Here is a 25,058-nt window from a genome sequence, read left to right on the forward strand (position 1 = left end):
TATACCACTAAATAAGCTATTTAAAAAGATATTAGAGGATTGCACGGAACGAAAAAAGAATAATCATAATAGAAAAATATAAACATAAACACATATAAACGGTATCAAAGATTGCCCATGAAGTACAACTTAAGAGCCAAATACGATAACAATATAAAATTGTAACATAATAATGATATTGTACTTGCAAGACACAAAAGCGTCTTTGCCAGCCAATGATCACTATCGATAACAATGTTGCAATTAAATGAAACGGGACGATCCACATTGGACACAGTACCTGCATCAATAAAATTGCCCCACATAAAAATTGTAACTTTTTAATCCGTATTAACATATAATCACCACTAATATTATATGTTATTTACTCTAATAAAATGAAAAGAAGTGGATAATCAAATGATTATTCCACTACATCGCATGTTTAACTAATGCTTTAGCTAATTGATCAGGACAACTAGTTGGTCTTGCCCCACAACGAATACCTTGTAATCGTTCGATTACCTCATTTACTTGCATCCCTTTTGCTAATGCCCCAACACCTTGTGTATTACCAGAACATCCACCAATAAATTTTACGTTATTAACAATGCCATCCTCAACGTCAATAACTATTTGTTTTGAGCATACCCCTTGAGGTTGAAATTTAATTTCCATAACAATTCCTCCTATTTTTAAATATTATAGTTACAAATGAAAATAAAGCAAATAATTTGCTTTATTTTCGAACCAATTTTACAATCGTTGTTAGGTATGAATTATGACAAGATGTATCTAAGCCAATAATTCTTTCCAATTTGTAATTTTTTTCTAAATCAGCTAAATCCTTTGCTAAAGTTGAATGTGACTGACAAGCATAGATAATTGTTTTAAATTTAGCAATTTTAATTGTATCTTTGATTGTATCACTTAATCCATAACGTTCATTTTGAATAATTAAAGTATCATAGACTTTCTTTTTAGCGTATGTAACAATTTTACTATCTAGGTCACCAGCAATAAAAGTAACATTTTCCTTCTTTAAATACTTAGCATTTAATTTAGCATCATCAATTTGATATCTTTTTTCATCAATCGCTACAATTTCTTGATCAAGATTAAGTTCTAATAACCCAATTCCACAATTCAACGAAATTATTTTTTGACTGTCCTGTACTAATGATTTAATTGTTTGATTTTGTTTCCACATCATCTCAATATTTTCTGGTAATTTACTTTTAACCGATACTAGATATTGATTTTTATCATCGTGCAACTCTAGTCTCGTTGCCCCATATAATTTTGAATATCCTAACTCATCAAACTCTTGATGCTTTGAAGTATTAACAGACATGAAGATACTAGCAACATGTGGCAATTGACTAATTTCTTTAACAATTTCTTCCTTCAACCCATCACGACCTGTAATAAAAACTAATTGTAATTTATTATCAATTAATTTAACCTTTAAAAACCTTAATCCTGTTCTAAATTTATCACTATATGTTTTACATTTATTTGTAGTTAAAATCTCTTCTAATTTTAATAAACACTCATTAATTATTGGATGTTGTTTAAAACATCTTGTCATTAATGTTAAATATTTACTATCACGTTGATAGATTCCAAAACTAATTTTCCCTTTAAAATCAACAATAGGCAAATTAACAGCAGTAATAAAGCCCTCTTGACTAGGCGCCGCAATTACATCTTTAAAAATTGTTCTTGATAAATCATACTCTGTATATTTTCTAATTGATTCGCGTACAGCTTCTTTTTTTGCATTCAACTGCTTGAAATAACTTAAATGCAACATCGTACACCCTTGACAATTATCATACGAACGACACTTAGGCGTAACACGATCTTTTGATGGTTTTACTACTTGTAGTAATTTCCCTTCGCTATAAGTTCTAGTCTGTTTAATAATTTCAACAATAACTTCTTCTTGTGGCAACGCTCCAGGAACAAAAACGATCTTTCGATCAATATACCCGATACCTTCACCATTAATCCCTAATTTTTTAATTTCTACATTTTTCTTCATCCTACAATCTCCTTTTTAAAAGAGGAAGTCATCTAGTGATGCTCTTCCTCTTCATCTTTCTTTTCTTCTAGAATCGTCACTTTTAATTGAGCAATTCTGTTTTTATGCATTTTTACAATCTTAAAAATTACGTTTTCAATCTGAACTTCATCATCAATTTCAGGAACACCAGATACCTCTCCAAGAACTAATCCACCAATTGATTCAAAATCTTCAGAATCGAAATCAGTTCCTACTCTATCATTAACTTCATTTAAATTCAAGCTTCCATCTATTAAATATTCATTTTCTCCTAGAGAAATGATCATTTCGTCTTCTTCAGCATCATATTCATCATCGATTTCGCCTACAATTTCTTCAACAATATCTTCAAAAGTAACAATTCCACTCATAACCCCATATTCATCTAGTACAATCGCTAATGTTGCATGTTCTTTACGCATCGAAGCAAACACATCCGCAACTTCATTAAATTCATAAACAACAAAAGTATCGCGCATAAAATCTTTTACAACAAATTCATCAGGATCAATATTAAAGAAAAGTAAATCCTTAACATTTAAAACTCCCACAATTTCGTCAAATGATTCACTATGCACTGGGTAACGTGAAAATTGACTACGTTGATAAATTTCCATCAATTCTTGGTAAGAACAATCATCGGGAATACTCTCAACATGAATTCTTGGCGTCATAATTTCTTTGATCTCAGTTTCACCAAACTCAAATACATTATGAATCATTTCCTTTTCCTGTTCTTCTAATACCCCCTCTTCATGACCTACTGTAACGATCGTCTTTAAATCTTCTTCTGTCATGGTTGGTCCACTGTCACGAGCGCCACCCAATATTTTAATGAAAAAGCTTGTAATGATATTTAAGAAAAATACCACTGGGGTAAAAAGAGTACAAACTAAAGCAACAAATCGTGCCAAAAATAAAGCTATTGTATCTGCATTCTTAGTTGCAAAAGATTTTGGTGTAATTTCACCAAAAACCAAAATCAAGAATGTAACTACTCCAGTAGCTGCAGCTACTAGAGTTGCTGAATCTCCAAAAATTGAAATCACAAATGATGTAGATAACGATGAAGCACCGATATTAACTAAGTTATTTCCTACTAAGATTGAACTAAATAAACGATCCGAATTAGATAACAGCTTCTCTACTGTTAGTGCTCTTTTATTTCCTTCTTCAGCTAAGTTTCGCATCCTGATTTTATTAACAGATAAAAATGCTGTTTCAGTACAAGAAAAAATACCTGAGAAAATAATTAAAATGACAAATATTATAACATTGGTTATCTGGGTCGGGTCCACAATAAATCTATTCTCCTTATTATTAATGTTTTTCATTATCATATTATAAACATTATAAAAAGTCAAATTAAGCTTTAATTAACCAAGCATAATAACGATTGTTGATCCGGCTTCAACTGACTCACCAACTCGTGGTAATTGGTCTATTACTTTATCACCTTCGCCAATAAATTCAAATTTTAATTCCGGATTACTAACTTCCTTTTTACTTTTCCCAATATAGTTTTCAACCTTTAACGTTTTAGTATCCATAAATGTATAAGCTTTTTGCCGCTGTGAAGAAACTTTTTTTACATTCATGCTTGGCAAAATATCAACAAGCATTTTGCGAGCAATTGGAGCTACTGTCGTTCCTCCATACTGCACACAATTTTTAGGGTTATCCATTGCAACATATAAAACAATTTTAGGATCATCAATTGGCGCAATACCAATGAAAGATAAGATATAACCCCCATCAACATAACTACCATTTACTGCTTTTTGGGCAGTACCTGTTTTACCACCGATCCGGTAACCATCTATATAGGCATTTTTACCCCCTCCATCTGTAACAACTGATTCTAAAGCATCTCGCATTTTTTTGGAAGCATCCTCACTAATAACTTTACGTAGTGCCTCTGGTTTATGTTCATAAACAATATCATTAGAATAACTATCAATAATTTTATCAACCAAATATGGTTTATATAAAGTTCCACCGTTAACACAAGCACAAACTGCTCTCACCAGCTGCATAGGTGTAATTGAAATACCTTGACCAAAAGCAACTGTTGCTTGTTCCAACTCATTGAAGGCATCATAATCAAACATAATTCCTTTAGATTCACCTGGTAGGTCTATACCGGTTTTTTCTGTCAAACCAAATTTTTTGACGTATTCATATAATTTATCTTTCCCTAGACGGCGACCGATTTCAACAAATCCGGGGTTGGAAGAATTCTGAAGAACCTCTCTAAAGGTTTGAAGTCCATGTCCACCTTTTTTCCATGACTTAATTCGGGCACCACCAACAATTTCATACCCTTTATCAAAATAAGTATCTTTATCCATATCAAATAGATTTTCATTTAAAGCCGATGAAAAAGTAATGATCTTGAAAGTTGATCCTGGTTCGTAAGATTTCCAAATTGGGATATTATGATTATAAACATCCTTATCGGCATTTTGATAATCATTGGGATTATAATCAGGTTTACTTGCCATCGCTAAAACTTTTCCAGTACTTGGTTCCATCGCTAAAGCCCAGATTCCATCAGGATTATAAGTGTCATATGCATTGTTCAGTTCTCTTTCAACAATATCCTGAATATCACCATCAATCGTTAATTGTAAATTAAAGCCACTCGTTGGAGCACTATAAACACTTGGATACAGTGACAACGGGTTACTTTTGGCATCCATATAATAATCAATACTCCCGTTATTTCCGTTTAAATAATTATCGTATTTTAATTCTAAACCTAATAATCCTTGATTATCAATTCCTACGAAGCCAAGAGTCTGTCCTAAATAATTATCATTGGGATAATATCGTTTAGTATCTTTAATTAAATATACCCCAGGTAATTTTAAACGATCGATTTGTGCTGCTACTTCATCATCTAATTGTCGTCCTTCTGGCTGAATTCTTTGGATTGAAACTTTTTTACTTAATTTTTCTTGCATTACTTTAACATCAACATTTAAAATATTTGCAATTTTATCAGCAGTAGCCGCCACATCTTTAATTTGACTAGGAACAACAACTAGTGAAGCAGTTGTTAGATTTGTTGCTAAAACGTTATTATCACTATCAACGATCAATCCACGATTAGCTTCAACTGGAAAACTACGCTGCCATAAATCCACTGCTTTATTATAAATATTGACTCGATCAATAATTTGAATATAGCCAACTTTTAAAATTATTGCAATTACAATCAAAACTGTTACTACTTTTACCCATTTGATTTTCTTTTTTGTTATCTCATAGATCATCTAATCACCCTCTACACTATATGAAAAAAGTAAGGTCATTAGACCTTACTGAAGTGTAATTGTTAGAGCATCACCGTTGTGAACAACAGTTCCCTCTGGCGCACTTTGAGCTCCGACGAGACCGTTACCGCCATCAATAGTAATATTAACCCCTGATAACGAGCCAAAAGTTAAAACATCTTTACGTGACCAGCCAGTAAAATTAGGTAATACAATATCATTAGATTCCGTCTTAATAAAAACACGATCATTTTTTGCTACTTTAGAACCAGCTTCTGGATATTGTTCAAGAACTGTATTACCGTTTCCGATTACTTGAACATTTACAGCTTTTGATTCTAATTTTGACTTAACAAAACTAACACTCTGATTAACATATGAATCTAGTTTATAATCACTAGATACTGTCGTAGTTTCAGGAGCATTATATTTATTTACGATTGATAATGCTGCCGGCATTACACTTTTAATAACATTTGCCTGATGTTGAGTTGTATCATTATCAGCACCTTGGAAAACAATATTAACAATTATTTGCGGATCTTCATATGGTGCCATTCCCGAAAAGGATTTGGTATAAATAGTACTTGAATAACCACCATCAACAACTACTTGTCCCGTTCCGGTCTTACCGATAATTTGAACACCATTATCAAGATTAAATTTCTTTGCTGTTCCCATACTTTCAGTTACTACTCCTTTTAGTAGATCTCGAACATGTTGAACTGTTTGTGAAGAAAATATTTGTTCTGAATATTCTGTTTTACCTTTATATGTAACTTCGTTTGTTTCTTTATTAACGATTTTTTCAATTAAATAAGGTTCAACAGTTTTTCCATCATTTGCAAAGACACTATATGCGCGCAATAGTTGTAAAGCTGTAACGGTAGAGCCCTGCCCAAATCCTGTAGTTAAATAGGCCGCTCTACTTTTATCGGTTTTGTATAACGCTGTCCCTGCAACTGAATCAAAGCCATCAATATTGCTTGATTGGAAAAAACCTAATTTTTCATATACATCTAGTAATTCATCACGATTAGTATACCCGCGTTCAAGCAGATTGCAAATTGCAACGTTACTTGAACGATAAAAACCTTCATCATAACTAATACTCCCCCATCCAGCACCATTATTATGGTCGCGAATCGGTCTTGAACCACCATAATCATATTTACCAGATTCATATGTAGCTGCACCATTATATAAGCCGCTTTCAATCGAACTAGCATAAACAAATGATTTAAAAACCGAACCACATTCATAAGCAGTATCAAAAAAGAAATTTTTATAGTCCTCTATATTTCGCTCATTTGGATTAAATGAAGGATAACTTGATAAAGCTAAAATTTTTCCAGTCTTAGCCTCCATGATTACACATGATGCTTTAAGAGCTTGTGCCGCCGCTGCTTCAGTTGCCAGCTGGTAATCAAGATCTCGTTGTAATGAACTGTCGATCGTTAAATAAATGTCATCTCCATCAACAGCGTCTTTTTGTTCCAAGATTCCGTCCGGTAAAACATATCCTTTTGAATCTTTTTGATAGACTTTATAACCGTTTTCACCGGATAAAGTTTTGTCATAAATTGCTTCAAGACCCATTTCACCGACAAGTCCTTTGACTCCATCCGTTTCAGTTCCTTTAGCATAACCGATAATATAGCTGCAAAAATCTCCATATGGGTAATTACGAGAATTACTTTCAATAAATTCTAAACCTGGTAATCCAGTATCCTCAATTTGTTTTTTGACACCCGCACTTAGATCATTACCATTGGTTCCAAATTCAACCTGATATGCTCCTGCATCTACCTTTTCTTGGAGTTTTTGAGCCATTACAGTTGGGTCCATCCCAATAATTGGTGCTATTGCATTTGCTGTAGCCGTAATATCTTTAACATATGCATCATCTTTGCCATGATTAATTCTACTACTTGATACAATAGCGATTAATTTATATTTTTTTACATTTGAAGCTACAACTTCATTATCACTAGTATAAATTTCCCCTCGGGTTGCATAATCAATCGTTTTTGCCTTACCTCTACTTTTAGCAAATGTGGCGATATCAGCCCCACTGATTAAATGCTTACCTGTCACTCCTAAATAAACAATATTAGCAACAAGGGAAAAAATAACTAATGCAAAGACAACATAAGCTATCTTTGCACTTTTAAATTGATTCATTATTGATTTTGTTGTGCTTGAGTAGAGGCAGCTACTGAATCATTGCTATATGTATATCCTTTAGCATTAGCTACTGAACTAAGGCGTGAAAAAGATGCTAATTCTTGTTTTTGCATTTCTAAACTATCAATATCACTCTTTATCGTTTTAATTTCCTTTTCTAGAACTTGAGCTGTTCGGTTATATGATGATTCCATCGACTTAACGCCAATAATTCCAAAAACAAAAATTACCATTGAAATTACTAGAAATCTTTGTGAAAAAGCTTCAAATTTAGTTTTTTTAGTCTTATGTCTCATTTTCAAACTCCCTCTCGATTATTCTTAGTTTTGCAGAATGCGCGCGATGATTAACTTCAAGCTCTTCTTTTGAAGCAACCATTGCTTTTTTATTAATTAATTTAAATCTCGGCTGTAAGTAATCAGGAATTACTGGTAATCCCGGTGGCACATCCTTTAACTTAGTTACATCATTAAATGTATATTTACATATTTTATCTTCCAAACTATGGAAAGTAATAACTGAAATTCTACCCCCAACGTTCAATAAATCTAGTGAATCCTTTAAGGCTCGATCAAAGACATTTAATTCATCATTAACTGCTATTCTAAGGGCCTGAAAAGTCCGCTTAGCAGGATGACCTCCTTTACGTCGGGCAAAAGCAGGAATTGCATCTTTAATAATATCAACTAATTCAAAAGTTGTTTCAATTGGTCGTATTTGTCGTTTTTGTTCAATTTTACGTGCAATCTGTTTAGCAAACTTTTCATCAGCATATTTATATAAAATTTCAACAATCCTTTCATACGGCCACGTATTAACGATTGCATAAGCATCAAGTGGATTTGATGTATCCATTCGCATATCAAGGCGAGCATCATAATTATAGCTAAAGCCTCTAGAACCTGTATCGAACTGAGGAGATGATACACCTAAATCAAACAATATTCCGTCGACTCTTGTTACACCTAATTCATTTAATTTTTCTTTAATATTTACAAAATTAGAATAAATGATTGTATAGTTGTTACCAACTGCATCAAGGCGTAGACGAGCTGCTTCAATTGCCGTTTGATCTTGATCAAAACAATACAAATGACCGGTCGTAAGCTGCTTTAAAATAGCACAACTATGTCCTGCTCCGCCTAAGGTGCAATCAACATAAATTCCATCTGCTTTAATATTCAAGCCCTCAACGGCTTCCTTCAATAATACTGTTACATGATCAAACATCGCTCTCTCCTATAATTCAAAACCTTCTAACGATTCAGAAATTTCATCAAAGTTATCTTTATTGGCATCATAATAATCATCCCAAATATTCTGATTCCAGATTTCTACATGATCACCAACGCCAACGATGATACATTCCTTTTCTAATTTACCTTCTATTCTTAAAACATTAGGAATATTTACTCTCCCTAATTTATCAAATTCACATTCACTTGCTCTTGAAGTAATAATTCTAACAAAGTTACGTGCCTCTCTTTTAGTTTTTGGCAGTGTTTGGAGTTTTTGATAATAGTCATTCCAGCCTTCTTGGGTGTATAAAGCTAGACAACCATCAAAACCGCGAGTGATTACAACACTCTCGCCACATTGCTCCCTTAATTTTGAAGGAATAATAAGACGCCCCTTGGCGTCAATATTATGCCTAAATTCACCCATGAACATCTATATCACCCACTCTTTAACACTTAGTAACACAAATTAACACTTCTTACCACCATTATATACCCTGGTCGATACTTTGTATAGCATTTTCTTTAAATAAGAAGATTTCGACAATTAAACAAAAAAGGGTCAATTAACGTAAAATTTCGTTAATCAACCCTTAAACAACAAAAAAAGCGCCCTTAAGACGCCGTTTCTTATAAAACTTTTTGTCCTTTGTAAGTACCGCAATGTTTACAAACTTTATGAGACATTTTGTATTCACCGCACTCTGGACATACAACTACAGCTGGTGCTGTAAGCTTATCATGAGTTCTTCTCTTATTTCTTCTTGTACTTGAAACTCTTCTAAATGGTACTGCCATCAGTATAACCTCCTATTTAATCTTTAAAATAATCTTTTAATTTAGCTAACCTAGGATCGATATAATCATCATCTTTATCACTAGTACTGTTATCTAATATTCTCCAACCTTTTCCTTTAGATTTAATATTAGCATCATCTTTGACGACCCTCATCGGTACTTCCAGCATAATGTTTTCAAATACCACTGGGGTAAGATCAACAATATCTTTTTTTACTTCATGAACATCTTCAAGTGGATCAGGTTTTTCAAAAGCAAACACTTCAGTTGAATTAATTTCAAAAGGATACTCAACATCTTCAAGTGTAATAGCACAAGGAAGAATCATAGTTCCTTTAATATTAAGATCAACATATAAACGTTTATCTTTCAAATCAAGATCTCCGGTTCCTGAGACAATAATGTCCTTCAAGTCATTAATTTGAGCATACTGGTCAAATAACTCCGAAGGAAAAGTTAGTCCCTCTTCAAAATCAAATTTTCCACGATGCTTAACAATCCATTGTAAATTGTATTTCAAAATAATCACCCTTCTATAACCGCAATGACAATTATATATAAAATAATACCATAAGTCAACCTAAAAAATACTTGTTTTTATCGTTTATTTTACTATATTGTCTTAGACCATCTTGTCGATATCTTTAGGAATTTTATTTGATTTAATCATCGAAACTAATTTATCAACCTTGCTAGGAGTGATTGGTTTATTAGTCACCTTAGCCACACTCATAATAAAATCCTTAATATCATTTTCATTATTTAAATCTTTAGACTGTAAATCATTAGCTAATTTTAATATTTCTCCTTTATTAACATTAGTTTTCTTTACAACCTTATCTAATAAAACATCTTCATCTTTCATATTATCACCACTATATACTATGATAATATTTAAATAACGTTACCCCTCAATTTTCAATTCTCGACGCATCAGCTGTTGAATCTCACGTTTTGGTTCATGATTATTGTATAGAACATTGTAAATCGCATTTATAATAGGTAATTCAATATCTGTATATTTCTTAGCATCTTCATAAATAACTCGACAAGTACGAATTCCTTCACAAGTTTTTTTATTATTTTTCATGAAAGCACGTGCATCATTGGTTTTACCAATTTCTAGACCAGCCTGAAAATTCCGCGAATGGACCGATGAACAAGTGACAATTAAATCTCCAACACCTGTTAATCCCATATAGGTTTCTAATTTACCACCTTTTTTCGTTCCATAACGAACCATTTCTGCCAGACCCCGAGTAATTAATGCTGCCTTAGTATTATCACCATAGCCTAAACCACTTAAAACTCCAGCCGCCACTGCAATAACATTTTTAATAGCAACCCCGTACTCAGCCCCAACTTCATCATTTAATCGATAGACTCTAAAATAATCATTCGAAAATAACGTCTGAACATCTCGGGCAGTATCATCATCTAACGAAACAGCACACACTGTCGTTAACATTCGAACGACTACTTCTTCAGCATGACTTGGACCAATCAATGAAACGACCGGATTAATCAAGTTCTCATCAAGCACACTACGAATCGTATCAGACATACGCATATTTGTCCCTAAATCAAAACCCTTAGCTGCATTTATAACTGTAATCTTTTTCTTTATTAATGGTTTTACTTGTTCTAATGTTTCTTTAACAAATTGTGTTGGAATAGTAATTAATAAATAATCCATATCCATTAAGGCTTCTTCTAAATTATTTGTCGCTTTAATTTCACTTTCTAAAGAAATATTGTGAAAAAAAGCTTCGTTTTGATGATTAAAATTAATATCATCAATTTGTTCTTGATCAATACCATACATCATTATCTCATTTTGATTATCGATCAAAACTCTGCTTAAAGCTGTTGCCCAACTTCCAGTTCCTAGTACCGCAATTTTACTCATTGTTACACTTCCTTATATTATTGTATCAATATTATACCAAACTAATTAATTAATAGCACGACTAATCACGTTTACGACAAATAATATGAATTGGCGTTCCTTCAAAACCAAAAGAATCTCTTAAACGATTTTCTAAATAACGCTTATAACTAAAATGCATGTATTGAGGATCATTAACAAATAGAACAAAAGTTGGGGGACAAATACTAACCTGATTAGCATAGAAGATTTTTAAGCGTCCACCATTGAACGTAGTTGTTGGATTGATTGCTTGAGCATCAACAAGAACATCATTTAAAACACTAGTTTGAACACGTTTATGTGAATTTTCAAATGACTCTTGAATCAATGGGAATAATTGTTGAACTCGTTGATGAGTTTTGGCAGATAAGAAAATAATCCGCGCATAATCCAAATATTTAAACTGACTACGCAATTCTTTTTCTTTCTTTTGCATTGTCTTCTCATCTTTTTCAACTAAATCCCATTTGTTAACAACTAAAATTACTCCCTTACCAGCTTCATGAGCATAACCGGCAACATGTTTATCTTGTTCAATAACTCCCTGATTCCCATCAATAACAACAACGATAACATCACTTTTTTCAATTGATGATAAGGCTCTCAAAATTGAATATTTTTCAATATTTTCATATACCTTACCTTTTTTTCGCATTCCGGCAGTATCAATAACACGATATTTTTGTCCATCCTTAACAAATGCTGTATCAATCGCATCACGAGTTGTCCCTTCAATATTCGAAACAATTACTCTTTCTTCACCAAGAATCGCATTCGTCAACGATGATTTTCCGACATTTGGTCGTCCAATAATTGAGAAACGAATTTCATCTTCATCAAATTCTTCTTCAACAAAATCGAGATTCTTAATGATTTCATCTAATAAGTCACCAATTCCAATTCCATGACTTCCTGATACTGCAATTGGGTCACCAATTCCTAAATTATAGAATTCATAAATATCATCTTTAAAAGCATTATCATCAATTTTGTTAACAGCCAATAAAACCGGCTTACTTGTTTTTTGTAAAAGACGTGCTACATACTCATCTTCACGAGTTATTCCTTCACGTCCATTAACAACAAAAACAATTAAATCTGCTTCTTCAATGGCAATTTCTGCCTGCATCTTGATTTGGGCAGTAAAAGATGCATCTTGTAATTCAATTCCTCCCGTATCAATCAAACGGAATTCTTTTGTCAACCATGTTGCAGTTGCATAAATACGATCACGAGTAACACCCGCAACATCTTCTACAATGGAAATACGCTCTCCAACAATTCGGTTAAAAATAGTTGATTTACCAACATTCGCTCGTCCAACTATTGCTACTACACCTGCCATATTATACCTCCTTTATTTTTTCTTCTACTAATTTTAAAACAGCATCAACAACTTCTTGTAAAGTCATCGCTGATGTATCTAATACGATGGCATCTTCTGCCTGTTTTAACGGTGAAATATCGCGATTCATATCTTGATAATCACGTTGTTCAATATCTTTTTTGATCAGCTCTAAATCTGCTGTTAATCCTCGCTCTTGATTTTCTAAATAACGACGTTTAGCACGGGTATCAACACTAGCAATTTGATATATTTTCAATTCTGCATTTGGCAAAACAACTGTCCCAATATCACGCCCATCTAAAATCACACCACCAACATTTGCCATCTGACGCTGCTGTTCTACAAGAAACGTACGAACCGCCTGATAACTTGATACTACACTAGCAGACATAGAAACTTGATCTTGACGGATCACTTGGCTAACATCTTGCCCATTTAAAAAGATATGGTTATTACTATCCATTTCAATTTTGATTTGTTTCAAAGCCTGAGATACCGCTTGTTCATCTTTTAAATCAATATTATTTTCAAGACAATAATATCCTACACAACGATACATTGCCCCTGTATCAATATAGATATAATCTAATCGTTTAGCAACTATTTTTGCAATACTGCTTTTACCAGCCGCACTTGGCCCGTCAACGGCAATAGAAATTTTTTTCATAATATCCTCCACTCCTTGAAAAAAACTAAGGGTAACCTTAGTTTAAAAGAACAACTGGTATCCTATCATACCACACAATCCAATAAATACAACTACTAGGAATATAATTACATAGTTTAAGATAGTAGCGATTCGATCACTTTTCTTTTCATCAACAATATCACTACGAGATTGTTTTGCCTTTGATTTACTATCTATAGTTTTATCATTTGTTTGATTTTTAATCACTTTTAAATCTGCTGTGTCTTCTTTTTGTTTAAGTACTTTTTCAACCTCTCGCTGATCTTTCTCTTTAATCTGTCGAAGCATTTCCTCTAACGAACGTGTTTGTTCAATTTTTGCCAATTCTTCATCTTCTAAAGTGTCCTCAGCTGTTCCAGAACTCACAACACCTGTATCTTTTTTCAATGCTTCTTCAAGTTCATTTTCTTTTTGCTCTGCTTCTTCCTGAACTTCGTCCATTACCAGCTTAGCTTTTTTAGCATCTTCTTCTGGTGACATGCTGGCAAGTCGTTCCATTAAAGTCATCTTCTTTTTAGCAGCCTTTTTTTCTTCTTCAGCTTTTGTAACAACCGATTCCTCCTGATTTACAAAATACCCTTTAGAAAATTCTGAAGTATTGATATTATCCAGATTATCGATATGAACTACTTGCTTTTCTGGTTCTCTAATTTTATTTAAAATATCCATTCTTGTATTGTACTGCGCTTCTTTACCAACACTGACCTTAGCACTTCGCAAAGCTCGGTTTATTTCTTCACTGCTTTCTTGACGCATTTGTTCAAAAGTTTTAGCTTCTGTCAAAGTGTCATTAATATCTGGCAAGTCTTTTTCTTCTTGTTTAAAAGAACGATTTATTGTCGCTAAAAAATCATCATCTTCAATATCATCAATGATATCAATTGTATCCTCTATATTTTCACGATTAATCCCTGCTTCATCTTTTAAACCAGCTCGTAAATCGCGATATTTGTTTACACGTGAACTATTCACTCGAAATCACCCTTTCGTCGTACATTATAACATACTTTTTCATTATTTCCTTTATAAAATATTGGAAAATATATTTATTTGGGATATAATAGATACATAACAAAGGAGGAATTTATAATGGCTAAAATTACAGTAAACGAATCTTGCATCGGATGTGGTGCTTGTACAGGTGTTGCACCAGATGTTTTTGAAATGAATGATGAAGGATTAGCATCTGTTGTTGGCGATGATGTTGCTTCAGCTAAAGAAGCTGCTGAGTCTTGTCCTGTAGAAGCAATCGAAGTAGAAGATTAATCGATAGAAAGAGGCTGTAACGAATAAAGGTTTTTAAACCTTTAAGCGTTATGCCTTTTTTATTTTTTGAGTTTTTAGAATAATAAAATTATTCGTATGTGTATGACTTTTTGAGTATTATAAAAAATATCGCTCTTCTGTTTTTAAAATTTTGATATTTAAGAAACTATGCTGTTTCTATTCTTATGCTTTTTATTATGATATTTTCTTAAATTTATATACTATTCCGATCAGAAAAAGCTCTGTTTTCACATCTAGACTTCCTTTTTTTCTCAGTCTTGTATAATTCATCTCCTATTTAATAACTCCAAATGTGTCTTCAGCCTGAATGCTTCTTTGCTTTTTCATTTCTATCCCATCAGCTGTTCTCAAGTTTTCATCTACTTTTGACTGAAGTTTATTAAGATTGTAATTAATTTGTATTTTTCTTTATTTAAGCATTCATTGCAATGTCTATATTCAAACACTCTGCTTATCTGTAAGTAATCACCTCTGGTGTTCCATACTTCTTCCTATTCAATATTAAATGTGTACCCTTGAGGAAAGACTTTATAACCTGAAGAATCATATTGGGGTTGGAGCCTTTATCGCCTCTGTGAGAGCAGTCAAAATACTTGGAGGTATTAATACCTTTCATAATCTCTACGAATGATGTCAACGGATCATCTATAGGTATAACAATAAAAAAGTCTAGTGGAAGTCTGCATTGAAATGTGTCATAATTACCATTGGCTATAGGGTAATTAGATTCTAACAGTTCGATGTTTTTCATAATCTAATTATACCAAAAACAGCACTTAAACTCTATTTGAGTCTAAGTGCTGTTTAATTTTTTAGACAAACACATTATTTTAATGCGTCACAGCCTCCTTGTTTTTCCATTTATCCATGTTTTTCATAATAATTGTTTATTACGAAAAATATTACAAACATCACCACAACCACACTCACAAGTGTGGTTCCAGCTATCATAAACATCATTTTCTTTGTGATTCCATACAAAACAATTGTAATAATACTACCTGCATAAAGTAATAAATTCATTAATTGTACTGTTTTTTGACCACTCTTCATCGCAATAAACAAATCTCGTTCATCTGTATTATTTTTCAATTCATCTTCCCAATCATTATCAAAACAATGATATAAATTATAAACCCCTAAAACAAAAGCAACTAGCAAAGCTAATCCATATTTTAAAACAAAGCCCTTTTGCCAAATAACATAGGCTGTAGCAAATACTAAAATAATTCCCAATGTCCCATTAATAATATACCGGGGATTGATCTTATGCATTTTTTTGATCCTCCAATTCTTTATTTTCTTTTAAACAACATAATTCCTCAATTGTAGTATCGAAAACTTCGGCAATTCGATACGCTAACATTAGTGATGGGTTATATTGTTCTTTTTCTATCGAAATGATTGTCCTAGATGATACATGAACCAGATCGGCTAACTGTTGTTGTGTCATATTTTTTATTAAGCGCATTTCTTTTATTCTTGTTTTCATTTCCACCACCATAATATGAAGTTAACTTCACGTGAAGTACATTTCATATTATAAACTAAAAAAATAGATATAGCAAGAGCTATATCTACAGTGATTTCAATAACATTAATGCTGTTGCTTTATTAGATGCTAAAGGAATATAGTGTACATCACATAAACGTATTAACGCGCTAATATCTGGTTCATGCGGCTGTGCTGTCAAAGGATCCCGAAAAAAAATAACCATATCCATCTGTCCTAGCGCAATTAAATTTCCTACCTGTTGATCTCCGCCATAAGGTCCTGATAAAAATCTAGTTACTTCTAAATTTGTATTCTCCATGACCTTTTTACCAGTCGTTCCAGTTCCATATAAATTATGTCTTGCAAAAATTTCTTCATTATCTTTAACAAAATCAATCAATTCGCCCTTTTTCTGATCATGAGCAATTAAAGCAATATTCATCTTATGCCTCCTTAAACTTTGATTCAATTGGTCTTACTATATAATATACAATAGCAGAAATAATCCCTTTGATAAAGTTAAATGGGAAATAAATGATAAAAATGGCTTGACCATAAGGCGATAAGAAATTCAAAAAGCCCGGTACGGACATATTTGTACCATATTGTTGATTGAATGAATTAATATCTAAAACAAATGGTAAATCTGTATACCAAGTTGGTTTTTGAGTTAAATAAGTTGGAGTTACAAACAGGTAATTCAAAATAAACATTACCATTGCAAATACAAACATTGTAATAATCATGTTCACGGCATAAGACTGCCATTCTTTTTGTAATTTTAAATGTCTTGATAAATAATAATAAACACAACAAATCGTCAATGAAGCAATCAAAGCAGTAATCTGACCAATTGCAATTGGTCCTACCGGTCCCTTAAATAAAATTGAAACAAAGAATTTACATACACACACAAATAATGCTGATTTAAACCCCAGCATTGAAATTGCCATAATTACAACAATTTCTGATAAATCAAGATTTAGCCAAGGGGCTAAGGGATATGGTATCTCCAACAAACCCAAGATCATCCCTAATGCCGCCAACGCTGCTGATAATACTAATTTTCTTGTCTTAGTAGTTTCCACAATAATTTCTCCTTTATAATAAAAAATATCATGAAAATACTAATCTCCATGACAAAAAGGCATTAATTATTAACTAAAAAATGTCATTCTTCCATCCAGACTATACTGTCGGTGTAGGAATTTCACCTACTCAGCTTATGCTCGCGGACTTTACCGCCGGTCGGGAATCACACCCTGCCCTGAAGACTTTCTTTTCCTATATAATATAGCATAGTATTCCTACTATTTCAATAAGAAAAAACTAACAGTTAGTTATTCTGTCAGTTTTGTTGTTTTTTTGTATTATTATAAACTAAAAAGATTCCTGCAACCAATCCAATAGCAGCCAAGAGCAATAAATATGCTCCGATAGAAATATTCCCATAACCACCCAGTACTGATTTAGCATTAAAAATTTCATATACCGCCAAAACTGCAGTTGCACCAGCTAAGCCTAACGCTACAATGTCTTTATGAAGATAGGATAAAATCAATGCAACAACAACTAAAGCAATGCAAATAATACCATCTCCACCATCCATTAAACTAACACTTTGACTATATCCAAAAATCGATACTGAAGCAAATGGTAAAAAGCATGAAATTATTGCCAAGATACCCGACCCAAACGTAAGTACCTCGAGCATGTTGAATTTTTTCCCTGAAATTTCAACTTCTTTTTTCTGCATATTTTCCCCAAAATCATTAATTGCACTTTTTGTTTTATCAACAGACTCTTTTACCGGTATTCCAGTATCTTGACTTACACAATCCTCACCGCAATTAGGACAAAATTTCACCCCTATTTCTAATTCCTGACCACATTTTTTACATTTCATAATTTTCCCTCATTTCATTTTTAAGTTACCTTTCCCTAATTATAACTTATAATTACATTATATTATAAATCTCCATTTTCCACAAATAAAAAACACCAGCTCTTTATTAGCTGGTGTCAGTTATTCTTACTGTTCACCCAATGTCACTTCTATTGTTTTTTCAGTACCATTACGGTTAACCACAACAGAAACTTTATCCCCAGGTTCTTTTGAATATAATTCAGTTAAGAAACTCTTATAAGTAGTTACTTCTTTACCGTCAAACTTAACAATAATATCTCCTTCTTGAATACCCGCCTTACTAGCTGCTCCTCCAGAAGTAACTCGAGATACATAAATACCATCTGTCAAATCAGTATTAATGCGATAATAGCGTAATTGATAGCTTGAATACCCTGATAAAGATACTCCTGAGATACCAATTTGTGGACGTGTCACTTTACCATTTTCAATAATTTGTTCAACTGAAGTAATAACATCATTGATTGGTAAAGCAAATCCCATTCCTTCTACTGAAGTATTAGATAATTTCATTGAAGTAATCCCGACTAATTCACCAGCCATATTTACCAAAGCACCACCACTGTTACCAGGGTTGATTGCTGCATCAGTTTGAATAACATTCATATCCCAATCTTCTTGACCATCATCATTTAAATCCACTGAAACAGTACGATCAATTCCACTTACAATTCCTTGAGTAACTGTCCCTGCGTATTCAATTCCAAGCGGACTACCAATCGCTAATACAGTTTCTCCCTGATCCAATAAACTAGAATCTCCACATTTAATAGCGGTCATATCAAAATCAGCAGTTAATTTTAGTACTGCAATGTCACTGTAAGTATCACTACCAACAATCGTTGCATTTACAGATTCTTTATTTGAAAATACTACTTGCACATCAGTAGCTCCACTTACTACATGGGCATTCGTAATAATATATGCTGTTTTTCCATCAACACGATAAACAACTCCACTACCGCTACCACTAGCAGTTCCATTAGCATAGACTAATACTCCAACAACACTACTATTCACTTTTTCAATCACATCAGTTGTAGAGCTCTTCACATCATAATTTACATTTTCCACAGTTGCATTCTTATTCGATGAAGAACCACTTGACGAGCTCTTATTAACTTTTGTAAATAAGAAAACATTCATTCCTAAAGAGGCAACCACTAAAAGAGTAATAACTATCTTAAATAAACCATTTGTATTTACAGTCACTTTTCTTTTATTATGTTTTCCCATTCTTGATTCAGGTTGGTTACTATTTTCTTCTTTTTCTACTTGTTCTTCCATTGGATTTCTCTCTTCCATTTATACCACTCCTTTTACTTTACACACATATCTTAAATAAATAATTTGTTCAAATTATTTTTATATTGTGTGAAAAATTGTGTTACTTGTAAAAGAAATTATATTTTCTACAAAATTGGCAAAGTTACCGTGAAAGTAGTCCCAATTCCAGGAGTGCTTTCTACATCAATGGTCCCATTATTTAATTCCACCATTTTTTTAACAATACTCAATCCTAAACCGGTCCCAAGTTTCTTACTTCTAGAACGGTCCACTTGAAAAAAGCGATCAAAGATAAACGGGATATTATCTTTAGAAATGCCTACCCCTTCATCCTGAACAACAATTATTAAATTATCATCTTTATAATTACATTTAATTGAAATAACCCCAGCATTAGAATATTTAATAGCATTAGAAACCAGGTTATTTAAAATCGTTTTAACGGTCGTATAATCTAACATCAATTCTTCTTTGATTTTTGTTTGATATACTAATGACAATTGTTTATCTTTTGCTAAAGGCTCAAATAATTCCACTGTATCTTTGATCAGTGAATCAATATCTACCAGTGCAGGACTTAGAGTCGCTTGAGGCTGTTCTAATCGAGATAATTCTAAAATATCTCCAATAATATTCTGCATCCGATAACTTTCCTTTAGTAGTATACCCATAAATTCGTTAAAAGTATCTTTATTTTTTATTCCTTCTTTTTGAAGAATTTCTACGCTACCAATAATTGCACTCATTGGTGTTTTTAATTCATGAGAAATATCTGAAAAAAACTGTTTTTGCATCTTTTCGATCTCTTTTACCTGTGTAACATCAGTAAAAAGAATAATACTTCCATCGAATGCTACATCATCACGAAATACAGGTGTTGTTTCAATTTGATAATAACGTTCATCAATACAAACTGCAGTTGAAAACTTTCTTTCAAAAATATAACTTTGATCAACAATATTTAATAACTGATCTGTAAAAATATCTTTATAATATTTACCTCGCAAATGTTTGATTTTAAAAGCATCACGGAAACTCTGATTAGTGAAGATAATCGTTCCTTCTTTATTAACAAAAATCATCGGTAAATTCATTGTTTTGATTAGAGAATTTAAGATTTTATGATTAAAATCTTTTTCTCCTTCAACTTCACGAATTTCATTTTCTTTTTCACGTTTATAAAAATTAATTTGCTGTTGATAATAACGATTTGTATCATAAACGATAAATAACATCGCAATCATAAATCCAATCAAATAAATATAACTATAATTAAAATTCCAAATCATTAAAATAATTACAATGATTGCTGAAAAAATAACCTTTTGATAATTCTTATTCATCTTTGCTCACCAACTTGTATCCAACGCCACGCACTGACTGGAAACAAGCCTGACTATCTTTTAATTTTGTTTTTAATTTAAATACATGAATATCCACTAAACGAGTATCACCATCATAATTAAAATTCCAAATCTTCATCAAGAGCTCTTGACGTGATAAAACCTCTTCTTTATTATCAATAAACATTTGTAACAAGTCATATTCTACTTTAGTAAGATTAATCAGTTCATCACCAACAAATACTTCATGCTTACTTAAATCCATTTTTATATCTAAATATTTAATAATTCCTTTAAAATGTTTATGATACCGTCTTAAATGAGCTTCAATTCGAGCAATCAAAATATTAGCTTGAAAAGGTTTCATTAAATAATCATCAGCCCCTGATTCTAAGCCCTTTATAATATCTTCTTGTTCACTGCGAGCAGTTAATAAAATCATCGGCTTAATATATCCGTTATTACGACATTCTTGAATTATTTGAACTCCATCTTTATATGGCAGCATCCAATCAACAAGTACTAAATCATACTCATTTGATAAAATCTGCTTACAAGCATCTTTTCCATCATAAAGACTATCTACCTGATAGTCTTTATTAGTTAATTCATGGCAAAGGATCTTGTTTATCGAAACATCGTCCTCGATAATTAATAACTTATTCATCTTTCCCTTCATACCTTTCTATAATTCTTTGAACAACTGGATGACGAACAACATCCATAGCAGTTAAATGAATAAATGAAATGCCTTTAACTCCCTTTAGGATTTTTAGTGCTTTTATTAATCCGGATTCAACTCCACGAGGTAAATCAATTTGTGTAATATCACCTGTAATAATCATCTTTGAATTAAAACCTAAACGTGTTAAAAACATCTTCATTTGGTTATCAGTAGTGTTTTGTGCTTCGTCTAGAATCACGTATGCATCTTCTAGAGTCCTTCCACGCATATATGCTAGAGGAGCAATTTCAATAACCCCTTTTTCAATCAAACGTTCAGTTTGTTCAACACCCAGCATATCATGCAGAGCATCGTATAGAGGACGAAGATATGGATCAACTTTTTCTTTTAAATCGCCAGGCAAAAAACCTAAATTTTCTCCCGCTTCAACTGCTGGTCTTGTTAAAACTATCTTTTTAACAATATTATTTTTCAGTGCGTCAACCGCAAATACTACTGCTAAATAAGTTTTACCTGTTCCTGCCGGTCCAACTCCAAAAACAACATCATTATTTTTAAGAGCAAAGTAATAATCTTTTTGTCCCATTGTTTTAGGATAAATCATCTTACCACTCGCTGTTTTAGTAATCCTAATATTGTATAATTCACTAATTTTTCCTAAATTATCTTCTTTTGTTAATTTCAATGCATAAACAACATCACGGCGTGTAATCGTAATTCCTTTTGCGACTAATCCTAAAAGTGCAGCAACTACTTTTTTTGCTTCTTTAAAATGTTCTGGATCATCACCTGTAATGCTGAGTTCATCACCTCTAAGAGAAATACTCACATTTAAGGCTTCTTCAATCATTTTAAAATTCTCGTCATGATTTCCACAAATATTATTTAATTGCGCAATACTATATTCTTCTAATTTAACTTGTTCTGTCATTTAATTCTCCTCTTTAGATGCAATATCTTCTATCAAAATATATTGTACCTTTAATACTCTTTTGTTATCAATTATACCATAAGATAAAACTTTTTCTCTATCTATTTTATCGATTGAACCTAGTTTACTACGAATTGTATGGAGAAGATAGCTAAATGCTTCACCATCATCCATTTTTTTCTTATCGATCTTCGCCTCATAGGTAGTATACGTATATGCTTTGATCGTTCCTTCGGTTTCAATAATTTTATCTACTTCACTAGTCGAAGTAATCGTATTAGAAACTAGCAGATCACCTTTTTTTACATACTGGTTCAACTTAACCAAAATATTTCCACTGCTAACATCAATTTTTTGAATTACTCCGTCTTTACTTGCATAAATATTCTCAAAATTCTTTTCTACTTTTTTAGCTCCAACACTATTTGTATATTTTACAAATAATACGCCACCTTCTTGATAAATATTTAAATAATCTATCTTCCCTTTAAAACTATCTTTTAAATCATCATAAATATCATTTAATTGTTGATAAGTTCTTTTTTTATCACCAACATCAATATGATTTTCAGCTAAAACCTGATTAACTAATTTAGTTGTACTAGGATTATTACCGATAATCTCAACTCTAAAAATAAATTGATTACATAAAATCACAGTGACTGCAAAACTGACAACTCCAACGATGCTCAATTTACGATAAAACATTAAAATTAAATAATACAGTATTCCAACACTTTTGATAATTGTTAAATGATATTTACGAACCATTATCCGTTGATAAATAGGCAAATAGAATCGATATGTACAATCATCGACTTTTGTTAATTGAAATACTGTAATATGGTCCTCTTTAAATGATTTCAATAACCCTACTATATCCTCACTGACGACTTCACATAAATCATATCCTAATCTCATAGAAATCTTAAGCAATCAATCTTTCCATAAATTATTACTTCTTGATCACTATAATATCTTATTTCTAAATCTGCGCCAGTTACTTTAAGAGTATTATTAGCCATCTTTATCTCAATAACATTATTTTCTAAAAGCATCACACATTCATAATATTTGACACTTAAACACTTATTTTCCATATAGATCATCGAATCACCTAACTAATTATATGAATATTTTTTTAGTAAATGCGTTTAATCGTGTAATAAAATAGTTTCACTATAATAATTTTTATACTAAAATCATTTTAGAGATGCATATGACATACCTATTAACAAAAGTAGCTTAAACTTATATGTAATGATAAAAAATGATAGTGATACTAGTAAAGATTTTGAAGAAATTAATTTTGCATTTTTTACATTATTAGTTAATCGTCAAATACTCATGATTTAATCTTGCTTAATAAAATTATCAATATGTTTATTATGCAATTTTTAATCAAAGCAATAGATTTTTTAAGGAGAAAAAACGATTTATATTACCGCAGATACCCTCGACCATCAAGGTTGTTTTAATGTGTTTAATCACTATTTAACTAAACGTGATATTTTATTGTTGGAGATTTCGGCTTTGTGTTTCACAACAATCAAAAAGAGCTGGATTTTTTAAATAAATTAGCAGCACTCCCCTATCAAATCTGTTTTATTGATGGAAATCACAAAAACTTCGACTATCTAAATCAATTACCCATTACAATATAGAATGGCGGAAAAGTCCATTTTTTAAGATCAAATATTATTCATTTGATGCATAGACAAATCCTTACAATAAAAAACATACATTTTTTGCTTTCGGAAAAAGCATTTTCACCAACTTGGCAAATGGGAGTCAAAGGATATAATTGGTGGGAAACCGAATTACCAAACAATCAAGAAGTATTATTAAATCTTAAGGCACATAATTTTAAAATCGATTATATTTTAACTCATACGTATCCTAAAAGCACTGTCTATTATATGAACCTGCCCCCTATACGCGGTGAGCTTGATTTGACAGAATTTTTACAGTTGATTGAAAATCAAGTAAGCCATAAGCATTGGTATTTCGGACATTTTCATTATGAAAAAAAATAAACAAGATGATGGCTTGTTTATTTTTTAATATGATTAACCTTTCTAATAAAAAAGTAATTTATACATACTATGATACTGATTGATTCTTAAAGACAGATTTATTTAAAGTCTGTTTTTATCTTTTCTTAGTAAAAGACACAATATTAACTTTTTTATAATTTAATAACTTTCATGAATTAAAATAAAAAAGGGCATTAGCCCCATTTTTTATCTTTTACCTTTGTTGTTCTTTCTTGCTGCTTCAGATTTTAATTTTCTTTTTAAACCTGGTTTTACGTAGAACTCTCTCTTACGAGCTTCTGCAAGGGTTCCTGTTCTAGAAACTTGTCTTTTAAAACGACGTAAAGCGTCATCTAAAGATTCATTTTCTCTTACTACAGTTTTTGCCATCGAACTATTCCCCCCTTTAACTCTAAATTACGTTCCTATTATATATATAATTCTTGGTAATTGCAAGAAAAATAAGGAAAAATATCCATTATTTAAAATAATTTACATTTTCTTTCCAACAACTTCAGCTATTTTAGAAATTTGTTTTAATAATTCTTCATAT

At 31.9% G+C, this 25,058-nt stretch carries 31 protein-coding genes and 1 riboswitch; of the genes, 2 read left to right on the plus strand and 29 right to left on the minus strand.

From position 1 onward, the window contains the following. Positions 1–31: 31 nt before the first annotated feature. From KTF99_RS07005 to KTF99_RS07080, 16 genes are all read right to left on the minus strand, one after another. The gene (locus tag KTF99_RS07005; RefSeq protein WP_003534520.1) at positions 32–337 is read right to left on the minus strand and encodes a hypothetical protein; all 306 of its coding nucleotides are present in this window, start codon (positions 335–337) and stop codon (positions 32–34) included. A 74-nt stretch (positions 338–411) separates the two neighbouring features. After that, positions 412–657, minus strand: a complete 246-nt coding sequence (locus KTF99_RS07010) for a TIGR03905 family TSCPD domain-containing protein (RefSeq protein ID WP_008792776.1) — start codon at positions 655–657, stop codon at positions 412–414. Positions 658–718: 61 nt separating this feature from the next. Then, positions 719–2,026: a 23S rRNA (uracil(1939)-C(5))-methyltransferase RlmD gene (gene rlmD / locus KTF99_RS07015; RefSeq protein WP_003534522.1), complete on the minus strand. Its 1,308-nt coding sequence runs from the start codon at positions 2,024–2,026 to the stop codon at positions 719–721. Between the two features lie 32 nt (positions 2,027–2,058). After that, positions 2,059–3,345: a hemolysin family protein gene (locus KTF99_RS07020; protein WP_008792778.1), complete on the minus strand. Its 1,287-nt coding sequence runs from the start codon at positions 3,343–3,345 to the stop codon at positions 2,059–2,061. Between the two features lie 78 nt (positions 3,346–3,423). Next, entirely contained in the window at positions 3,424–5,325 is a 1,902-nt protein-coding gene (locus KTF99_RS07025) for a penicillin-binding transpeptidase domain-containing protein (RefSeq protein WP_003534525.1), read from the minus strand. Between the two features lie 45 nt (positions 5,326–5,370). Further along, positions 5,371–7,509, minus strand: coding sequence for a penicillin-binding protein (locus KTF99_RS07030; protein WP_003534526.1), 2,139 nt, complete (start codon positions 7,507–7,509; stop codon positions 5,371–5,373). Next, complete coding sequence (locus tag KTF99_RS07035) at positions 7,509–7,808, minus strand: hypothetical protein (RefSeq protein WP_003534527.1); 300 nt, start codon at positions 7,806–7,808, stop codon at positions 7,509–7,511. Before KTF99_RS07035 ends, KTF99_RS07030 begins: the two co-directional genes overlap by 1 nt. Next, complete coding sequence (rsmH, locus tag KTF99_RS07040) at positions 7,798–8,742, minus strand: 16S rRNA (cytosine(1402)-N(4))-methyltransferase RsmH (protein ID WP_003534529.1); 945 nt, start codon at positions 8,740–8,742, stop codon at positions 7,798–7,800. Before rsmH ends, KTF99_RS07035 begins: the two co-directional genes overlap by 11 nt. Before the next feature lie 9 nt (positions 8,743–8,751). Further along, on the minus strand, positions 8,752–9,183 hold the full coding sequence (gene mraZ / locus KTF99_RS07045; RefSeq protein ID WP_008792779.1) for a division/cell wall cluster transcriptional repressor MraZ: 432 nt from the start codon (positions 9,181–9,183) through the stop codon (positions 8,752–8,754). 197 nt (positions 9,184–9,380) lie between these two features. Continuing rightward, entirely contained in the window at positions 9,381–9,548 is a 168-nt protein-coding gene (gene rpmF / locus KTF99_RS07050; protein WP_003534533.1) for a 50S ribosomal protein L32, read from the minus strand. Positions 9,549–9,564: 16 nt separating this feature from the next. After that, positions 9,565–10,077 carry a YceD family protein gene (locus KTF99_RS07055; protein ID WP_003534536.1) on the minus strand — a complete coding sequence of 171 codons (513 nt, stop codon included), beginning with the start codon at positions 10,075–10,077 and terminating at the stop codon, positions 9,565–9,567. A gap of 93 nt (positions 10,078–10,170) precedes the next feature. Further along, the gene (locus KTF99_RS07060) at positions 10,171–10,413 is read right to left on the minus strand and encodes a stage VI sporulation protein F (RefSeq protein ID WP_003534537.1); all 243 of its coding nucleotides are present in this window, start codon (positions 10,411–10,413) and stop codon (positions 10,171–10,173) included. 39 nt (positions 10,414–10,452) lie between these two features. Further along, complete coding sequence (locus KTF99_RS07065; RefSeq protein ID WP_003534539.1) at positions 10,453–11,457, minus strand: NAD(P)H-dependent glycerol-3-phosphate dehydrogenase; 1,005 nt, start codon at positions 11,455–11,457, stop codon at positions 10,453–10,455. 61 nt (positions 11,458–11,518) lie between these two features. Beyond that, positions 11,519–12,823, minus strand: a complete 1,305-nt coding sequence (gene der / locus KTF99_RS07070) for a ribosome biogenesis GTPase Der (RefSeq protein WP_003534541.1) — start codon at positions 12,821–12,823, stop codon at positions 11,519–11,521. A gap of 1 nt (position 12,824) precedes the next feature. After that, positions 12,825–13,493, minus strand: coding sequence for a (d)CMP kinase (gene cmk / locus KTF99_RS07075; protein ID WP_009009409.1), 669 nt, complete (start codon positions 13,491–13,493; stop codon positions 12,825–12,827). Between the two features lie 42 nt (positions 13,494–13,535). Then, positions 13,536–14,486, minus strand: coding sequence for a hypothetical protein (locus tag KTF99_RS07080; protein WP_003534545.1), 951 nt, complete (start codon positions 14,484–14,486; stop codon positions 13,536–13,538). Positions 14,487–14,603: 117 nt separating this feature from the next. Here KTF99_RS07080 and KTF99_RS07085 point away from each other — a divergent pair, with 117 nt between their 5' ends. Next, positions 14,604–14,780 (plus strand): ferredoxin, encoded by a 177-nt coding sequence (locus KTF99_RS07085; protein WP_003534547.1) that lies wholly within the window; start codon positions 14,604–14,606, stop codon positions 14,778–14,780. A 294-nt stretch (positions 14,781–15,074) separates the two neighbouring features. Here KTF99_RS07085 and KTF99_RS17525 read toward each other — a convergent pair whose 3' ends face one another. From KTF99_RS17525 to KTF99_RS07140, 12 genes are all read right to left on the minus strand, one after another. Then, entirely contained in the window at positions 15,075–15,152 is a 78-nt protein-coding gene (locus KTF99_RS17525) for a hypothetical protein (protein ID WP_288596274.1), read from the minus strand. A 510-nt stretch (positions 15,153–15,662) separates the two neighbouring features. Beyond that, positions 15,663–16,076, minus strand: coding sequence for a hypothetical protein (locus KTF99_RS07090; RefSeq protein ID WP_003534549.1), 414 nt, complete (start codon positions 16,074–16,076; stop codon positions 15,663–15,665). Beyond that, positions 16,069–16,293: a helix-turn-helix transcriptional regulator gene (locus KTF99_RS07095; RefSeq protein ID WP_008792784.1), complete on the minus strand. Its 225-nt coding sequence runs from the start codon at positions 16,291–16,293 to the stop codon at positions 16,069–16,071. Before KTF99_RS07095 ends, KTF99_RS07090 begins: the two co-directional genes overlap by 8 nt. 85 nt (positions 16,294–16,378) lie before the next feature. Continuing rightward, entirely contained in the window at positions 16,379–16,738 is a 360-nt protein-coding gene (locus tag KTF99_RS07100; protein WP_029482433.1) for a methylglyoxal synthase, read from the minus strand. A 1-nt stretch (position 16,739) separates the two neighbouring features. After that, positions 16,740–17,384 carry a Gx transporter family protein gene (locus KTF99_RS07105; protein WP_003534555.1) on the minus strand — a complete coding sequence of 215 codons (645 nt, stop codon included), beginning with the start codon at positions 17,382–17,384 and terminating at the stop codon, positions 16,740–16,742. 78 nt (positions 17,385–17,462) lie between these two features. Next, positions 17,463–17,575, minus strand: a riboswitch (FMN riboswitch). A gap of 69 nt (positions 17,576–17,644) precedes the next feature. Beyond that, on the minus strand, positions 17,645–18,202 hold the full coding sequence (locus KTF99_RS07110; RefSeq protein ID WP_003534557.1) for a zinc-ribbon domain-containing protein: 558 nt from the start codon (positions 18,200–18,202) through the stop codon (positions 17,645–17,647). 126 nt (positions 18,203–18,328) lie between these two features. Next, positions 18,329–19,528 carry a S1C family serine protease gene (locus KTF99_RS07115; RefSeq protein ID WP_003534559.1) on the minus strand — a complete coding sequence of 400 codons (1,200 nt, stop codon included), beginning with the start codon at positions 19,526–19,528 and terminating at the stop codon, positions 18,329–18,331. Between the two features lie 107 nt (positions 19,529–19,635). Beyond that, positions 19,636–20,853, minus strand: a complete 1,218-nt coding sequence (locus KTF99_RS07120) for a sensor histidine kinase (protein ID WP_003534561.1) — start codon at positions 20,851–20,853, stop codon at positions 19,636–19,638. Further along, positions 20,846–21,520 (minus strand): response regulator transcription factor, encoded by a 675-nt coding sequence (locus KTF99_RS07125; protein ID WP_008792785.1) that lies wholly within the window; start codon positions 21,518–21,520, stop codon positions 20,846–20,848. The genes KTF99_RS07120 and KTF99_RS07125 overlap by 8 nt, the downstream gene beginning before the upstream one ends. Beyond that, complete coding sequence (locus KTF99_RS07130) at positions 21,513–22,469, minus strand: PhoH family protein (RefSeq protein ID WP_003534565.1); 957 nt, start codon at positions 22,467–22,469, stop codon at positions 21,513–21,515. Before KTF99_RS07130 ends, KTF99_RS07125 begins: the two co-directional genes overlap by 8 nt. Further along, entirely contained in the window at positions 22,470–23,390 is a 921-nt protein-coding gene (locus KTF99_RS07135) for a sporulation protein YqfD (protein WP_008792786.1), read from the minus strand. It abuts the gene before it with no gap. Then, on the minus strand, positions 23,387–23,578 hold the full coding sequence (locus KTF99_RS07140; protein WP_008792787.1) for a YabP/YqfC family sporulation protein: 192 nt from the start codon (positions 23,576–23,578) through the stop codon (positions 23,387–23,389). The genes KTF99_RS07135 and KTF99_RS07140 overlap by 4 nt, the downstream gene beginning before the upstream one ends. A gap of 675 nt (positions 23,579–24,253) precedes the next feature. Here KTF99_RS07140 and KTF99_RS07145 point away from each other — a divergent pair. Next, a complete protein-coding gene (locus tag KTF99_RS07145) occupies positions 24,254–24,505 on the plus strand; it encodes a hypothetical protein (RefSeq protein ID WP_008792788.1) in 252 nt (83 codons plus the stop codon). 207 nt (positions 24,506–24,712) lie between these two features. Here the strand turns inward: KTF99_RS07145 and rpsU are convergent, their stop codons facing one another. Next, the gene (gene rpsU / locus KTF99_RS07150) at positions 24,713–24,895 is read right to left on the minus strand and encodes a 30S ribosomal protein S21 (RefSeq protein ID WP_003534573.1); all 183 of its coding nucleotides are present in this window, start codon (positions 24,893–24,895) and stop codon (positions 24,713–24,715) included. Between the last annotated feature and the right edge of the window lie 163 nt (positions 24,896–25,058).

This window comes from Erysipelatoclostridium sp. MSK.7.34, assembly GCF_019041935.1.
Classification (GTDB): domain Bacteria; phylum Bacillota_I; class Bacilli_A; order Erysipelotrichales; family Coprobacillaceae; genus Thomasclavelia; species Thomasclavelia ramosa.

Coding starts and splice junctions, on each gene's coding strand:
- KTF99_RS07100 (WP_029482433.1), bottom strand. CDS start 16,738: ATGAATATTGCTTTAATTGCTCATGATCAGAAAAAGGGCGAATTGATT.
- KTF99_RS07130 (WP_003534565.1), bottom strand. CDS start 22,469: ATGACAGAACAAGTTAAATTAGAAGAATATAGTATTGCGCAATTAAAT.
- KTF99_RS07135 (WP_008792786.1), bottom strand. CDS start 23,390: ATGAGATTAGGATATGATTTATGTGAAGTCGTCAGTGAGGATATAGTA.
- rpsU (WP_003534573.1), bottom strand. CDS start 24,895: ATGGCAAAAACTGTAGTAAGAGAAAATGAATCTTTAGATGACGCTTTA.
- KTF99_RS07090 (WP_003534549.1), bottom strand. CDS start 16,076: ATGCATAAGATCAATCCCCGGTATATTATTAATGGGACATTGGGAATT.
- der (WP_003534541.1), bottom strand. CDS start 12,823: ATGGCAGGTGTAGTAGCAATAGTTGGACGAGCGAATGTTGGTAAATCA.
- KTF99_RS07145 (WP_008792788.1), top strand. CDS start 24,254: ATGGGAGTCAAAGGATATAATTGGTGGGAAACCGAATTACCAAACAAT.
- rsmH (WP_003534529.1), bottom strand. CDS start 8,742: ATGTTTGATCATGTAACAGTATTATTGAAGGAAGCCGTTGAGGGCTTG.
- KTF99_RS07035 (WP_003534527.1), bottom strand. CDS start 7,808: ATGAGACATAAGACTAAAAAAACTAAATTTGAAGCTTTTTCACAAAGA.
- KTF99_RS07115 (WP_003534559.1), bottom strand. CDS start 19,528: ATGGAAGAGAGAAATCCAATGGAAGAACAAGTAGAAAAAGAAGAAAAT.
- cmk (WP_009009409.1), bottom strand. CDS start 13,493: ATGAAAAAAATTTCTATTGCCGTTGACGGGCCAAGTGCGGCTGGTAAA.
- KTF99_RS07095 (WP_008792784.1), bottom strand. CDS start 16,293: ATGAAAACAAGAATAAAAGAAATGCGCTTAATAAAAAATATGACACAA.
- KTF99_RS07110 (WP_003534557.1), bottom strand. CDS start 18,202: ATGAAATGTAAAAAATGTGGTCAGGAATTAGAAATAGGGGTGAAATTT.
- KTF99_RS07140 (WP_008792787.1), bottom strand. CDS start 23,578: ATGATCTATATGGAAAATAAGTGTTTAAGTGTCAAATATTATGAATGT.
- mraZ (WP_008792779.1), bottom strand. CDS start 9,183: ATGTTCATGGGTGAATTTAGGCATAATATTGACGCCAAGGGGCGTCTT.
- rpmF (WP_003534533.1), bottom strand. CDS start 9,548: ATGGCAGTACCATTTAGAAGAGTTTCAAGTACAAGAAGAAATAAGAGA.
- KTF99_RS07085 (WP_003534547.1), top strand. CDS start 14,604: ATGGCTAAAATTACAGTAAACGAATCTTGCATCGGATGTGGTGCTTGT.
- KTF99_RS07065 (WP_003534539.1), bottom strand. CDS start 11,457: ATGAGTAAAATTGCGGTACTAGGAACTGGAAGTTGGGCAACAGCTTTA.
- KTF99_RS07010 (WP_008792776.1), bottom strand. CDS start 657: ATGGAAATTAAATTTCAACCTCAAGGGGTATGCTCAAAACAAATAGTT.
- KTF99_RS07120 (WP_003534561.1), bottom strand. CDS start 20,853: ATGAATAAGAATTATCAAAAGGTTATTTTTTCAGCAATCATTGTAATT.
- KTF99_RS07030 (WP_003534526.1), bottom strand. CDS start 7,509: ATGAATCAATTTAAAAGTGCAAAGATAGCTTATGTTGTCTTTGCATTA.
- KTF99_RS07060 (WP_003534537.1), bottom strand. CDS start 10,413: ATGAAAGATGAAGATGTTTTATTAGATAAGGTTGTAAAGAAAACTAAT.
- KTF99_RS07025 (WP_003534525.1), bottom strand. CDS start 5,325: ATGATCTATGAGATAACAAAAAAGAAAATCAAATGGGTAAAAGTAGTA.
- rlmD (WP_003534522.1), bottom strand. CDS start 2,026: ATGAAGAAAAATGTAGAAATTAAAAAATTAGGGATTAATGGTGAAGGT.
- KTF99_RS07005 (WP_003534520.1), bottom strand. CDS start 337: ATGTTAATACGGATTAAAAAGTTACAATTTTTATGTGGGGCAATTTTA.
- KTF99_RS07125 (WP_008792785.1), bottom strand. CDS start 21,520: ATGAATAAGTTATTAATTATCGAGGACGATGTTTCGATAAACAAGATC.